Origin of the sequence: Devosia sp. FJ2-5-3 (assembly GCF_029201545.1) — a bacterium.
Taxonomy (GTDB): Bacteria; Pseudomonadota; Alphaproteobacteria; order Rhizobiales; family Devosiaceae; genus Devosia.
On the sequence record NZ_CP104007.1, the window covers coordinates 2,460,387 to 2,475,239 of the forward strand.

General features: G+C 63.0%; 7 protein-coding genes and 1 riboswitch. Of the genes, 4 read left to right on the forward strand and 3 right to left on the reverse strand.

Annotated elements, in window-relative coordinates; all coding sequences use genetic code 11:
- The first annotated feature begins 287 nt into the window (after window positions 1–287).
- The gene (locus tag N0P34_RS11940; RefSeq protein WP_275603459.1) at window positions 288–482 is read left to right on the forward strand and encodes a hypothetical protein; all 195 of its coding nucleotides are present in this window, start codon (window positions 288–290) and stop codon (window positions 480–482) included.
- On the opposite strand, the gene N0P34_RS11945 is transcribed toward N0P34_RS11940, so the two are convergent.
- Window positions 479–1,177, reverse strand: coding sequence for an extracellular solute-binding protein (locus N0P34_RS11945; RefSeq protein ID WP_275603460.1), 699 nt, complete (start codon window positions 1,175–1,177; stop codon window positions 479–481). The two genes, N0P34_RS11940 and N0P34_RS11945, sit on opposite strands and share 4 nt — an antisense overlap.
- A 311-nt stretch (window positions 1,178–1,488) precedes the next feature.
- Here N0P34_RS11945 and N0P34_RS11950 point away from each other — a divergent pair, with 311 nt between their 5' ends.
- Window positions 1,489–2,205, forward strand: coding sequence for a response regulator transcription factor (locus N0P34_RS11950; RefSeq protein ID WP_275603461.1), 717 nt, complete (start codon window positions 1,489–1,491; stop codon window positions 2,203–2,205).
- Here the strand turns inward: N0P34_RS11950 and N0P34_RS11955 are convergent.
- Entirely contained in the window at window positions 2,166–4,496 is a 2,331-nt protein-coding gene (locus N0P34_RS11955) for an ATP-binding protein (protein ID WP_275603462.1), read from the reverse strand. The genes N0P34_RS11950 and N0P34_RS11955 overlap by 40 nt on opposite strands.
- A gap of 842 nt (window positions 4,497–5,338) precedes the next feature.
- Between N0P34_RS11955 and N0P34_RS11960 the strand changes: the two genes are divergently transcribed.
- Together N0P34_RS11960 and N0P34_RS11965 are read left to right on the forward strand one after the other, a co-directional pair.
- On the forward strand, window positions 5,339–10,531 hold the full coding sequence (locus tag N0P34_RS11960; protein WP_275603463.1) for a hypothetical protein: 5,193 nt from the start codon (window positions 5,339–5,341) through the stop codon (window positions 10,529–10,531).
- On the forward strand, window positions 10,528–13,623 hold the full coding sequence (locus N0P34_RS11965; RefSeq protein ID WP_275603464.1) for a PASTA domain-containing protein: 3,096 nt from the start codon (window positions 10,528–10,530) through the stop codon (window positions 13,621–13,623). Before N0P34_RS11960 ends, N0P34_RS11965 begins: the two co-directional genes overlap by 4 nt.
- Before the next feature lie 163 nt (window positions 13,624–13,786).
- Here N0P34_RS11965 and N0P34_RS11970 read toward each other — a convergent pair whose 3' ends face one another.
- The gene (locus tag N0P34_RS11970; RefSeq protein WP_275603465.1) at window positions 13,787–14,542 is read right to left on the reverse strand and encodes a (2Fe-2S) ferredoxin domain-containing protein; all 756 of its coding nucleotides are present in this window, start codon (window positions 14,540–14,542) and stop codon (window positions 13,787–13,789) included.
- A 98-nt stretch (window positions 14,543–14,640) separates the two neighbouring features.
- A riboswitch (cobalamin riboswitch) is annotated at window positions 14,641–14,845 on the reverse strand.
- Window positions 14,846–14,853 lie beyond the last annotated feature (8 nt).

The window sequence follows — 14,853 nt, forward strand, 5'->3', positions numbered from 1 at the left end:
GCTGAACTCCGACGCCAATGGCCTAGCTGGAGGGAAGTTCCCAAACATGCCGAGCGCCCTCACAGGCGATACAATAGGACCGCCGAGATGAGTTTATCCGGTTGATTTCGGAACGTTCGGACGACAATGACCATTCATCGGTGGAGTGTACCCTGCGTATTTGCACACCCTCACCTGGCAGATACTCCCACTCTTGAGCAGGTGGCGACACGCTGAACTATATAGATCCGTGAAGCGTCTTCACCTCGTTGGCCGGGGCATGCCAAATTGCAGATGGAGAAAGTCCTATGAGCACGCCTGAAAAGCCAAATGTCGAATTTGAGGCACCCGAGGACAAGCCAACTGCCGAGGAGCTCTATAGCGACCCAGCCGAACGCATTGTCTTCGGCAAGCAGGGTGGCATGGTCGGGTTCTGGCGGTTCATTATTCCCCTCATCGTTCTCCTTGTCGCCGCAGCCGTATTTTTCGCGACCGTCAGCTAGCTCCTAACGGCGTCATGCACGAAGGAAATCGAAACCGAAGTCTCGCCGCGCCCAACCGCCTTGATCGGGCCGGTGCCGGAACGCTGGTAGGTGTTGATGCTCGAATGCAGGGCGGCCAGGTATTTGAACGCCTCTTCCTCGCCCATCAATTGCACCAGCGTAGCGATGACCACATAGGCCGTGCCGGAAGAATTGGGATTGGCCATCTGGATTTCGCCGGCAAATTCGGGCTTGAGCAGGTCGGCCCAGCACATCGGGGGCTCGACACCCTTGTCGGCCAGCAGTTCGGTGTTGAAGCCGAAGCCGACGGCACCCGAATAGACGCCGACCGAACGTCCGCCGGCGGCACCGAATTGCTGGTGGGCCCATTCGTGCAGATTGGCCAGGTTGGGTGATTCATAGACAGCCGTCAGTCCGCCGGCTGCGGCGATCAGATGCGGGTCGCCAGTACCGCCGAACCACACGTCGCCTTTGGGGTTCTCCGCCTCGGCGCTGATCTGGGCCAGCACTTCGCCCGAGCCCTTCTGACTCATGTTCACCTTGACCCCCGTGGCCTTCTCAAATTCGTTGGCCGCCGCTTCGCACCACTCGACCTGAACCGAGCAGTAGACGTTGAGGCTGCCCTCGAGCGCCATGGTTGGGGTTGCGGCCACGCCCAGCATGCTCAGCGCCGTCAATGCATTGAGTAATTTCATCCATTCCTCCCTGGGTGATGATAAGAGTCGGCTGTCTTCCTGACCACACCCTCATGGCGCGGTCGGAACTCTGGATCTGGGAGGTTAGACTTCCTCATCTTTGGTCCCCCCACCGGCGCCCTTGCTGGGTCTTTCCGGATTGATCTTTCGATGCGGGGAATGTGTCGGGGCCAGATGAACCGCTGATTTCAGCTAAAAGCGCTCGACTGTAATATTGTTCACAAAGTTGAGCCGCCGCCTTGCTATAGTCCTGAGGCGTCTTGCTTGGTCGGCAGGGACCGGACGGACCGACTTCGGAGGGGGGGCCGGCCATGCAGTTTCGCATTGCTGTTGTCGAAGACGATCACATCGTCAGTTCGACAGTTGTCGACATATTGCAGACCGCGGGTTTTACAGCCCTGCCCTGCCGCACGGCGGAAGCGCTGCTGTCATTGATGCGGTCCGGGCCACCACCCGATCTGATCCTGCTCGACCTTCAATTGCCCGATCAAGATGGCATTGCGCTGGCCAGTTCCATCAGGGCCGACAGCAATGTGCCCATCGTCATGCTCACAGGTCGATCGGGAGAGATCGACCGCATCGTCGGGCTCGAGATCGGGGCTGACGACTATGTGGTCAAGCCATTCAGCAATCTGGAATTGCTGGCCCGGGTAAAGGCCATCCTCCGCCGCACGAAGGGCATCATGCCCGCGTCCCGGCAGCGCGAGGGTTTCCGGTTCGAAGGCTTCTTCCTCGATCTGGCTGCCCGCCGGCTCGACGCTCCGGATGGCTCGTCGGTGCAACTGACGGTCGCCGAGTTCGAACTGCTCCACGCCCTGTTGCGGGCACGCGGAAGAGTGCTGACGCGCGATCAGTTGTTGGAAATGACCCACCATGCCGAGGCCGATGTGTTCGATCGCACCATTGACGTGCTGATCCTGCGGCTGCGGCGCAAGATAGAACCGGTCCCCAGCCAGCCCCGGTTCATCCGCACTGAGCGCGGCCTGGGCTACACATTTGCCGGCGCGGTCGAGCCTGTTTCCGGCTGACCGGCTCGGCCGAGCGCAGCACTGAGCATGCTGGCCAGATCGGCCCGCGAATAGGGCTTCTGCAGAACCGGGATATCGGTCGGATCCGACGCCTGATTGCCGTAGCCGGTGCAGAGCAGCACCGCCAGATCGGGATGTCTGGTGCGGGCTTCGTGCGCCAGAGACCGCCCGTCACCGCCGCGGTTTAGGACGATGTCGGAGAACAGGATATCGAAATGCCCGCGGCCCAGGGCTTCAAGTGCCGCGTCGACAGAACTGGCGGCAAATGCCTGATATCCCATGCTCTGCACCATATCGATCGTGGTCGTCCGAAGAAGTTCGTCGTCCTCGACGATCAGTATCCGGCCTGCAGCCGGTACTTTGGCAGGAAGCTTGGCGGGCTTTTTCGGCCGTTTGGCCGGTTTCTTGCCGGATGACGGCGGCAGTTCAATGCGCACTACCGTCCCCTGACCCTCCACGCTGTCTATGCCAACATGGCCATCGGACTGACGGATGAAGCCAAATACGGTGGACAGCCCAAGACCGCTGCCGGCACCAAAGGCCTTGGTGGTGAAGAACGGATCAAAGGCCCGCGCCGCAATCTCGGGCGCCATGCCGGAGCCGGTGTCCCGCACTGACAGTTCGATCTGTCCCGCAGGGCCGCGGCCGGTGGTTAGAGTAATCGTGCCCAGGCCTTTTATGGCGTCACGGGCATTGAAAACCAGGTTGAGAATGGCGCTTTCCATCTGCCCGGGATCGACCGTGACCGGCGGCAGATCGCGGGCAAGGTCGGTCTGCAGCGTGATGGCAGGGTCAATGCTGAGTTCGATGAGATCGATCAGCCCTTCGATCAGCCGGTTGAGGTCCACCGCTTCGGGAAGGAGGGGCTGGCGTCGCGCGAACAACAGCAGCCGCTGGATCATGCCCGTACCGCTTTCGACCGCGCCAAGAGCCCTTCGCGCGCGCTGGTGGGTTGGCGACAGAAGCTCAGACTGGTCTTGGATCAATTGCAGATTGCTGCTGACTGCGGCCAGCAGATTGTTGAAATCATGCGCTATTCCGCCGGTGAGCTGCCCAAGCGCTTCCATCTGCTGGCTCTGGCGCAGCCGCCGCTCCATGTCCCGGCGCTCGGTGAGGTCGACAAGCGTCACCAATGTATCGCCGCGCGGCATGACGCCCCGGCGCAGTTCGACGATCCGGCCATCGGGAAATTCATGTTCGTGACTGGAGACTGATGCCCTGCGCCTATGTCCGCCAAGGATGCCGAGGATAGTTTCTATCTTGAAGTCTGGTGTCATGAGTTCGGGACTGAGCCCGCTCAGGGCCACGAAGCGGGGATTGGCAGCGACGAGAGCGCCGTCGGCATCAAACAAGGCCACGCCCTCGTCCAGGCCATTGAGAATGCCCAGGCGCATCTGCGCATCGCGCTCCACCTGCCGAACGAGCGCCGCGCGTTCGAGCGCATTTGCCTTGAACACCTTGAAAGCGCGGGCCAGGTCGCCGATCTCGTCCTGCCGTTCATGGCCGGGCAACTCTGCGGCGCTGTCGCCGCCGGCCAGCCGGGAGATCGCCTCGGTAGCGCCGACAAGACTAAGCACGATCTCGCGGTTGAGGAATGCTGAAACCATCAGTCCCGCGGCCAGACTGCCAAGGGCGCCGGCAATCAACGTGACCTTGAAAGCGCCCATCAGCCCGAGCAATTCATTGCCGCGCTGCAGCGCTGCCTGTTCGACCAGCGCAGATAGCCCCTCGATCATGCTGGTGAGTTGGACGAAAGAGACCTCAACCATGGCCACGGTGGCGCTGGCGCGCCGCTCGATACTCGCAGCCTCGAGCGCGACGAGGTCGGAATTGCTTCCGGGATTGTCGCGCAGGGCGATGGCCTCGGCGGTAATGTTGAAGAGGCTTTGCGTGGTGGCGTCGATCCGATGCACCAGCCGGACAATGGAAGGAACGTCCGACATGCCGAATAGGCCCGTCGATGGCGGACTGGGCAGTGCCGAGGCCAACGCGCCGAAGTCGTCCATCTTCTTGCCTAATGTCGCCCTTGCCTCGTGCAGTTCGACCATGGTCGGCAGATAGCTTATGCGCGCCGACTCAGCCGCCAGCGCCACGCTACGGCCCACCAGCGATGTGATCTGGCCGAGATCCGACAGGCTCTGCGCCTGGTGACGCTCCAGCCGGGACTCAGCCACCGAGAGGCCGATCCAGGCGATGACCGCGGCGACCAGTGTCAGCGACGTGACCAAAGTCAGCGCACGCCGTAGCCTTACCCTGATGCCGCGATGTCGGCGATCCGTCCCCGCGCCCATAGCTGCTCCTGCTGCCCCAAAGAAGCTATCGACGGCCGCAGACCTCCGCAATCCATATACAGCCGCGCCGGTCCCCCCGAGCAACGCGGCTGGCCCTCTTCCTGACGCCGCCTCATCCAAGGCAAACTTGCTTGCAGTCTTGAGTAGCCATAGATCAGCCGCCAGAACTGCGGCAGAGCTGCGAACAAATACTAGTGCCACGATGGAAAGCTGCCCTCTCACGACCCAGGCCGACTAACACTATCGAGGCACGTTTTGGAAGTTGCTACGCATTTTGATTTATATCCGAGCGAAAAATTTCGTGCTCGTCTAGCTAGATTGTTGCGTAACCTTGGGAATCTGGATGTTGCATCCATCATTCCTCACTATTTGTACGACAATCTGTACGCCGACCAAAGAATGGTTCGGACGAGATGGCTTCTCTGGTCGCCCCACTTATTACGGGTTAGCGTTAGGCCGCGTACAACACTGGCGATCGCCGTGAGCTCGGTATCGAGCGCGTCATTAGGCCCGGTTCACCTAAGCTCGTCATAGTCGAAGCCGAAATGGATGCCGACGATATTCTAGCCGAAACAGGTCTGCTGATAGACGTAGGTCAGCAAGAGCTGGTCCAGGTGTACACAAGTTCGGCAGCCTACAAGTTCCGAACTCCTGGTTAGTGCGAAGCGTCCCTTTGTGAGCCCAGCCAACAGGGCAACGATCGTTACCAGGTATCACTGACGAGGCGAGGCGCCAGTGACGCCTTGCCACGAACATGGAGGCCGCTGCTCACGCCAACCTTGAATAGCTTCGACCGGCGGCAGAAGCCCATTGCAATAACGTGCCCACTTCGTGAGGCGTCGATGGCGGCAAACACTCTACTGGAAATGGTGATCGCCCGTTTCGGGATCGACATCGATGGCGATTCCGATGGCGGCCAGGTTCTGGACAGCTTGCTGTCGGCAGCGGACTTGGGCGATGGGCTGCGCGGCAGTGCTACGGTTAGGGAACTCACTTTAGCGCTTGGCCCCAAGGGGCTGAGCGTGCATGCGGCGGGAGCCAGCGACGCCCTGGTCCTCATGCCTCCCGAAACCCCTTGGGCTTTCGAAATCAAACCGCCACCCACTCCGGGTGGAGCGCTGTTGGTGCAGATCGAACTCGTGGCCCCCCGTTTTCGAGTGCCTTTCCTTCGGCCGGCGTTGCTCACTGCGGACCAGACACTCGAAGAAGGGCTGGCCGGGCCCGTCCAACTGGTGTTTCCGAGCCTCTTGCTGGTGGTCAGCGTCGGGAGCGGCAATCCCGACGCCACGGCTGAAATAACGCCGTCGCACGGTGTGGGCGGAGCCCTGGAACTCACGGTCGAGCCCCCTTATGTGCTGTTCGGCGCCGGTGCGGTGCTCGGCTTCCATTTGCCGGTTGCACAACTACTGCTCGAACCACAGATCCAGATCCGCTTCCCACAATTGGAAGTGTTTGTAGCGCCACCATCCATGCCGGCACTGGCTATGCATGGGGGAGCCACCGATCTGATAATCGCGACGGACGGAGCCGGGTTATCGGGGAATTTTCATATCGCCGCGGCCTCTGGTGCAATGGCGCCCAAGCGGCCACGCTTCCTGCACAATGTGGCGGCACGGCTGCGGATGGACCGCAGCGTGGTCAACCTGCTTGAAGTGAGCGGGCAGGTAGAGCTGTCCGCTGAAATTGGCCAGTGGCTGGGCGGTGATATCTCCGCGGCAGGCCCGACGAAGGTCGACTATCGGCTGACCCTGACAGTGGAGGCTACGAGCTGGAACACCACGCTCCACCTGGGGGCGAGCGGCGGGCAGGATTTCCTCTGGCGATCGCGGACCGGCACCGCCCATGAGCACGATTTGAAGCGGGACACGCTGGGCGCCTACACGGTGTTTGCGCCGCTGCTCGACCCCACCCTTCCCGACACGGGCAGCAGCGGACTTGTCGAGCTGGCGCTGGATGCCGGGCTGGCTGGCGGCATCGCGCGCAGCAACTGGATCACCACGCAATCGGTCACGGTGTACGGAGCGGAGCTTGCCTTTGCGAGCGGGCCCGACCAGAGCCTCGCCAGCCTGTTTTTCGAAACTGAGACCGAGGTGAACCTCGACGTGCAGGTGGGCGGATCCCCGCTTTTGTGGACACGACGCCCAATCCGCGTGCGGCAGAAGGCGGTGGGGCTGAAGCTGGATTTCGGAGGGGGTGGCGGGCCTCCCAAGCTGTCGCCCGTGTTCGATCCCGGACAGGGGTTCAGCCTTGATCTCAGCGATCCCGGCACATTCGAAATTCCGGGTCCGCTGGGTGAATTCCTGCAGCCGGATGCCGCCCGCGTGGCGCGCGACAATCCACTGGTCTTCGAGGTGGACCTCGTCACCAAATTGGACCTCGGCGTTGTGAAAATCGACAAGGCTAGCCTGCGCGTACCGCTGATGGGCGACATGGTGCCCACCCTGACGGGGCTGGGCGCCAATCTCGACCTGGGCCTGATCAGCGGCGGGGGATATCTGCGCGTGCGCCCGCAGGCGATATCGGGCGGGTTCGACCTCTCCGTGGGCGATCCGCTGGGCGTTCGTGTGCAGGCCGACCTGGATATCGAGACGGGCGCGGCGGTCTCGCTGCTGCTCAACCTGGAGGTTGAATGGCCGGTGCCCATCCCGCTGCTCAATTCGGGCTTCGGCCTGTTCGGCATATTGGGGCTGCTTGGGGTCAACCGCCGCCGGGACATGCGTGAGAGCAAGACAGCACTGGACTGGCTGGTACGTGCAGAAGGCAAGCCCAGACGTGGTAAGTGGACGAGCGAACTCGACGCATGGAGCTTTGGCGTGGGGGCCGTAATCGGGACGCTGGAGGGCGGCTTCCTGTTGCATGCAAGGGGCATGCTGATGATCGAGCTGCCGGGACCGCGCATTCTGCTGCTGATGAAGGCGGACATGCTCAGTCTGAGGCCAGGGACCCAGGACGAGGGCGACGACATGGGCACGCTCACAGCGGTCATCGAGATCACCGGGCAATCCATCACTCTGGGCATCATCGCCGACTACTCAATGCCATTCCTGCTCGACGTTCAGGTGCCCGCCGAGGCTCTCTTCAATTTCAAAGACCTAAGCGACTGGCATTTCGACCTGGGGTCGGTCATCGAAGATCGCTATGTGTCCATCCGCTTCATGAGCACCATCAGGGCCGACGGCTATCTGATGTTCCATGGCAAAGGGATAGTCAAAAAGCCTTTGCTAGACCTGCCGGGCATGGCCGTGGCGGCGGGGGTGCGGGCAGCCCTGACCTGGGGACCCGAGGAGATCGGCCTGTATATCCGCGTCACGGTCGAAGCCAATATCGGCATCAGTTTCAACCCCATGATGCTGGTGGGGCAGTTTTCCCTGGAGGGCGAACTGCACCTGTTCATCGTCAGCATCGGTGCCAGCGCGTTGGCACAGGTGCGGATCAGCGACGACACTTTCTATGTTCGCGCAGCCATTTCCGGTTCGGTCGATTTCTTCTTCTTCGAGCTGAGCGCTACGGTCACCCTGGAGCTTGGCACGAAGCCGGCCCCGCCCGAGGCGGGTTCGCTGTTCCGGGCGTTATCGCTGCATGCCCGCAGCCATGCGCTTCTGCCCGGATCGGGGGCCACCAGCAGTATCGACGGAAGCCTGGGCACGGCGCTGGCCGAGGGTGTCGAAGGCGCCCTGCCCGTGGTGGCGATCGACGCCATTCCCGTGCTGCAACTGGAAATGCCCGCCGTCGTCGCCAAAGGCACCACCTTTTCGGGCGTCGCAATCAACAGCCTTTTGCCTCAAGGCGGCCACGTGCAGCGCGGCGAACGCCTGTATTCCTATGTGCTCACAGGTGTCAGCCTCGAGGCGACCGGACATGCCAACCCGTTGCAGGAAGGCGACGTCACGGTGACATGGTGGGATAGCCGCAACCTAAGCGACCCGGGCAATGACGAAGCGGTGCAATTGGCCCTGCTCTCGGCGGTGCCCACGCCCACGCCCAGCGCCGCCCTGCGCAGCGAGACCCATACCGAACAAATTCGCCGCCGGTGGGGGGAGGTCTGTGCCGAGGTCGCCCCGCCCACGGGTGTGCTGTGGACCTTTGCCGGGCAGGCGGCGCGCACGTCGTCGACCGGTTGGACGCTGCAGGGCCAGCCCATGCTGGCCCCCCCGGGCACCCTGCGCTCCGAACCCCCGCCGACCGAACTCAGGGTCACCGAGTGCTGGCGCAGCCACGGAGCGGCGGACAGCCTGGTCGACGTATTGCCGGCACGCATTGTGGCGGCCACGGGACTGGCCGGCCGGCTGCTGCTGGCACCAAAGACGGGCGCCACGCTGCAGCCGCGTCCGCAGCGGGCCGACTCGGGCTTCGAGCGCTTGGTGGCGCAGGTCGAATTCATCGAGCTGGAGGGACTGGCCGATGGCATCAGGCTGGATGCCGGCGGGCTGCGTCACGTGCGTGGCCTCGTGGTCGTGCCCTGGGAAAGCGGGCGTCTGGTGCTGCGCCGGCGCGATACGGACGGCAACCGCATGGACGCCGACGATATCGATCTGGCGGCGCATTGGCGGCCGATCGGCAAGATCAACGACCTGCCCGCCGACTGGCAGAATGCGCAATCAGGCTGGCAGGACCTCACCCAGGCGGCCCTCGACGCGTGGTTCGGCAGTTTCGCCGGACCGTTGATGGAAGCGCCGCTCTTCCTGTTCGATATAGAGGGGCTGGACGGGGCGGTAACGATCGAGATCGGGCGCGTGGAGGTGCCGGACTGGCAGGCATCGCGCTGGGGCCTGCTAGCGGTCGAGGTACTGACTGAGGCCGAATTCAAGCGCCACAACTTTGACACCCAGCGGCGCGACGAGACCATCGCGGTGATAGACGGCATGCTGACGGGTGTCGATGGCGCCCGCGCCCTGTTGCATCCCCGAGCCGATTATAGGCTTTCGACCACCTACACGGTGGCGGTTGCCGATCTCGACGAGTCCGGCGCCTTCGTCTGGGGCGCCCCCCAGGAGAGGCATCAGACGTTCCTGTTCCGCACCGATGCGCTTCCGCCCCAACACCTGGAAACTCTGGTTATGGCGACCATGCCCATGGCCGATGAACAGGCGGTGTTCTACCGGGATCCGGTCACGGTGGTATTTTCCACCGCCGAAACGCGCAAGCTCTTCCAAAGTTACGGACGGCCATTGGTGGTGCGTACCCGTGCAGCGTCGGGCCGGCACCCGGTTGCAACGGACGGGTTCGACCCCGCGGACATGGCGATTTCGGGGCTGCTGACCCCGCCACGCGCCCTGCCCTATCTTGCCCTGACGCCCTTCGAGGCGGCGCTGGAAGAGGTGCTGGCCGACCAGCCATGCGTCAATTTCTCCCACCGCAGCGCGCGGCATGAGGCCGTTACGGTCAAGCTGGCCTTCGAGAAGGACACCAATTACGTCTTCGAGCTCGACACCGAGCCGCCCCGCGAGGACGCCAATGAGCCGATGTTGCGTCGCAATTTCAGCACCTCGCACTATCCCGACGCCGAGGCTTTCGCCCACGATATTGGCGCCAAGGCAGCCCGCCATCGCTATTGCGGGGCGACGGCCGCATTGGCCGCCTTGCCGCCCGTGCTCAGCGACCTTGCCTTCGAACGCATGCTACGCGAGATCGGCTGGGGCGACCTGGCTCGGCCGAAAAAGCCGCTGCTGACGGTGATCTGGACAGGTCCTGCCGGCACCCCTTCCCAACCGGTAGCCGCGCTGGTGGAAACCACAGAGCCGCATTGGCGCAGCCGGCTGGTGCCCCAGGTGACACCCAATGGATTGGGCACCCTTTCAAGCCTGCCCTGGCTGGAACTGGAACAACAGGCCGGCGGCTCGATCGTGACGGGCCTGTCTCGCTGCGCCGATGGCTCTCGCACAATGGTCCTCCTGCGAGAGCAGGCCCGCGGCCAGGAGCTGAGCCTATGCCTGCGGCGCATCCGCCACCCCGTGTTCGATGCCGACGAGCCGACAACGACGCATGTGATCGCGCCGGTGCTACTGAGTGCGCCAGCATGGGAGGCGACATCTTGAGCAGGGTCATCAATGACGGGCCCAATGGCTGGCTCAACCTGCGCGCGGCCCGCCTGTTCTGGCGCGAGGAAGAGGGCCAGCGCGATCCGGAGGCCGGCAATGCCGAGCGCAACGCGACGCAATTGCGGTGGATGACCAATCCCTGCCAGGGCCTCGACCGGCAAGTATTCACCGTGTGGCGGGCGCCGCAGCCCGAGCCAACGATGACCAAGGTGGACGCCGCCAACGACCTCGACTGGGAACCGATCGAATTTGTTGGCCTGCCCGTCGACGACAGATGGGCCAATACCCGCTACCCACTGGACCTGCAGGGGCCAGTCAACGCTCCCGTCTCCCCCTGGGACGCGGCCCTGATGCGCCTCAGCGCCAATGCACCGCCATCGGGCTGGATGGCGGATGCCGAGCTACCGGCCTGGGAGGAACCACGACCGGACGCTTACCTGAAGAGCCTGGTTGAGGGACGGATTCTGAACGGCATTCGCTCCATGCTGGAGGCCGATCCGCCGCCGAAACATTTCAACTATTCAGAGACTTACGAGGACAATCTACAAAGCCAGTTGATGCCGAAACTCCTGCTCAATGGCGTTGTCGCCGAGCTGGAGGGCGACCGGCCCGCCAGCGGCACGTGGCATCCCTACCGCGTGATGTGCATGAGTGCCTCGGCCGATCCACTGGCGGCGCTGGCCTTCGGTTTCGGGACCGGATTCAACGACGACAACGAATGCATCTACATGGTGACGGTGTTGCGCCGTGACGAGCAGACGGGCGCGGAGATGGAACTGGCCGACGTGGTTCGCCCAACACGGCTATCGACGCACCTGCCGCCGCCCGCTGGACTGAGCGTCACCCGCTCCGGGTTCACCCGACCGCAGGTCACCGACGGCCCGTCGATGGATTCGGTGCGTATTGCCTGGGACCGGGCCATTTCCCCCGAAACCACCCCCTGGTTTAACGAGGAGGCGCCGCAGCCCGTCGCCTACGCTATCGGTCGGGTGGGACCGACGATCGGCTGGCGCAAGCTGTTGCTGACGCGGCGGGAGGCGGATGTGCGCGGCTGGCTCTCCTATGTGCCATCGGCCGCCTCGGGGGACATCAAGTCCGCGTTCCAGGACCATATCTTGCGCGAAAGCTTCATCGTACCGGAGGAGCCGTTTGCCGATCCAGTCGGCGCGGCCTTCACTTACTATGTCGCCGCACAGGACCTTTATGGGCGCTGGAGCCTGTGGAACCAGGTCGACTACACGACCGATACGGAGACCGCGCGCGCACCTGAACTGGTGTCGTTCACTCAAAGTGATGACGGCGCCATCCAGGTGGTTTTCAGCTGGGATTGGTCGGATCGCAGTCCGGCCTTCATGCAGGTCAACGTGAGCTGGGCCGACGACCCGGACACCATACTGGCCAGCCGCCGGCTTGACTTCAACGGCGCGTCAACGCCCGAGCCGGCCGGCGATGATATCGCCGCCCTGTCGCACGCGCTGAAGCCTGTGAGCTGGGGCGACGGCCAGGACAAGCGGCCGGGCGATCCCGGAACGCGGTTCTACAGCTGGACCGTGCCAGTGGTCGAGACGTTCGGACCGGGGCAGAGCAAGCGCGTCCTGCAGGCCTGGGCATTTGGCCAGAAGCAGATTCATCACATGCGTTTCGCCGACTGGATGATCAGCCCGCCGGGCCCACCGCGCCAGCTCGAACTCTACAACAGCCGCACACCCGGGACCCCGGCCATCGACCCTGTCGAGGCGCCGCTTTGGGCCAGCCTGCCGGACAGCATGGGGATCAGCCATTTCGATCTCAATTGGCATGCGGTCGAGGACGTCGCCGGATATCATGTCTATGAGGCCACGGAGACGGCGCTGCTGAGCGCGCTGAACCTGTCCGGACCGGATATTGCCCAGCCCCTGACCGAGCGTTTGCGCCTGTTGCGCGGCCGGGAGATCCAGAACCATCGGACCAGCTTCCGGCGCATTACGACCACGCCGCTGGCCGAGCCGCGCATGACCGTTCACCTGCCGCGGGGGTCGAGGGTCATGCACTTTTTCGCTATCACCGCGGAAACTGAAAATCATATGGCGTCGCACTGGCCGGCACAGAGCGATCAATTCGCCGCCGTCGCGGTGCCGCGTCTGGATATTCCTGAGCCGCCGTCCCTGTCGGTGTCGCTGATGGAAGGGGCCGTGCAACAGGCCAGGATTAGGGTTGAGTTGGCCACGGGTGGCGCCGGGCGCGTCGAGCTCTTTCGCGTCCGCAGTGTTTCGGCGGCAGCCGATATCGACAGCATGGGTCCAGTTCTGCAGGCGACGAATGCGGTGGATGGGATAGCCGAGTTCGTTGACGGCGCGATCGCGCCCGACTGGAGCCCCTATTACTACCGGGCGCAGGTCTGGTCTCAGCGGGATGACCAGCGTGGCATTGTGGAGGCTCGCTCGTCCTCCTCGCCCATGGTGTCTGTGCTGGTGCCCCCGCCGCCGCTGGCCGCACCAAGCGATCTTGTCGGCAACCAGGCGTTTTCGGTGGCCACTGCGTCACTTGTCAGTTGGCGGACGGAGGCGCCCAGGCGGAACACGCCGCTGGGACCCTTCAAGACGGTGCTCGAGATACGCGATAGTGACGCGACCGTGAGACGCTTGCGACTGGTTCAGGGCTTGCCCGACATCCCCGTATTGGACACTGCCGCGCTGCCGGAACCGGGGCTAGCGGGAGCGCCAACGATCTTCCAGCTCTCCTGGGGCGGCTCCAATCAGTATTTCGCCTGGGTCGAGCGCGATGCCGGTGCATCCTTCCACATGACGGCCAGAACTATCGATCCAAGGGGGATGATCGCCAGCGCAACGCTCGAGGTGCCGCCGCTTGCGCCAGATGCGGAATTCGTGACCGTGCCGGCCTGGAGCACCAAGGAAGAGGTCGAACAGGGCGACGATATGGGTGCCGTCATCTTCAGTGCCGAGAGCCTGGGATTGCGGGTAACGATGATATTCGACCAGGAACGGCCGGGATTTTTCAACGAGCAGGTGATTTCCATTTCCCCACCTCCCGGCAGCGTCGTGACGGCGGGGAGCCAGGTTACAGTAGTGATTAACCTGTCCCAACGCTGAAGCACGGCCCGCCACCGCAACGCGTTCCCGCGCGGCTTCCCCTCTTTAAGCCGTTGGCGGCATGAACCAGATACCGTCATATCCCAGTCGATCCATCCGCGATCAGAGATCGAGCCCGTGCCGGCGGTCGAGTTGCTTTGACCCTCTTGTTAAGCCCGCAATGTCAATTCTCGTCAGAGAGCTCCTGCGTCTCGCGGACCGAGTTGGCAGTATGGATCAGCAGGTCGGGGACGGTTTCCCCGTCCACCAGCACATCGCCGACAAAACGCGCGACACTCTCGGCATCATGGAGGCGGTACCACTCTCCGCGGGGATAGACGGCGACCATCGGGCCCTGATTACACGGATAGAGACAGCCCGTGCGAGCAGTGAGGCATCTGTCAGAGATGCCCTGCCGCGCGATTTCGCCTTTCAACTGCAAGAGCAGCGAAGCGGCGTCGCGGAAATGACATCGAGCCCCCGTGCACACCAGCAAGTGATGTGTGAAATCGGGAGGATTTTGCCAGCCAGGCTTACCCAATGCCGGCTTGGCCTGTGACGCCGGTCGAGCATTTTTGGCACTCGCTTCGACGATGCCGACCAGAGCGCTCACGCCAGCTGCAGATGCAGCGACGTCGTCTCCGATCGACACGGTCGCCCCTTCGGGAGCGTCATGCTTTTGCCAATGCGACAGTGCGCCGGAGAGCCAGACCGAAAGCGCCTCGGACCATGGCAAGCCAAGCGGTTGCACGAGGATCTTGAGGTGTCCGGCCTCACAAAGCTCCAGCATGGCCTCTGGCAGGCTCTGACCTTCGCCGTCGATACGGATGAGTGCCGACGCGCAGGTCGTTGCTGATGCGGTATCGGCACGAAGTTGAGCGAGTTTTCGTTTGCTCAGGCTCTGAGCGGAAATGACGTATAGAATGGCATCAGGTGACACGAAGCTGGCATTCCCCAAGTGGGGACGCAAAGACATATCGATGTCTGCGAAACGTTCGCATGGTCATGTCTGGCCCCTACCGGAACACCTCGTCCGACTTCATGGTATCTCGCTTTGGCAGGTCTCCTGGCTGACGGCTCAAACGCGATAGCAGCCTTCCCACCCTGAGGCAGTGGCATGTGCGATCGCTCGCCGCTTACAGTTGCGAGGGCAGCCACGGGATCGGCCCCTGATGGGTAATCCTCACCGTGTTCCCTTTTAATCCGCGCTCAATCTGGCGGAACCGAAGCATGAGTTAGATGGCATGTTGA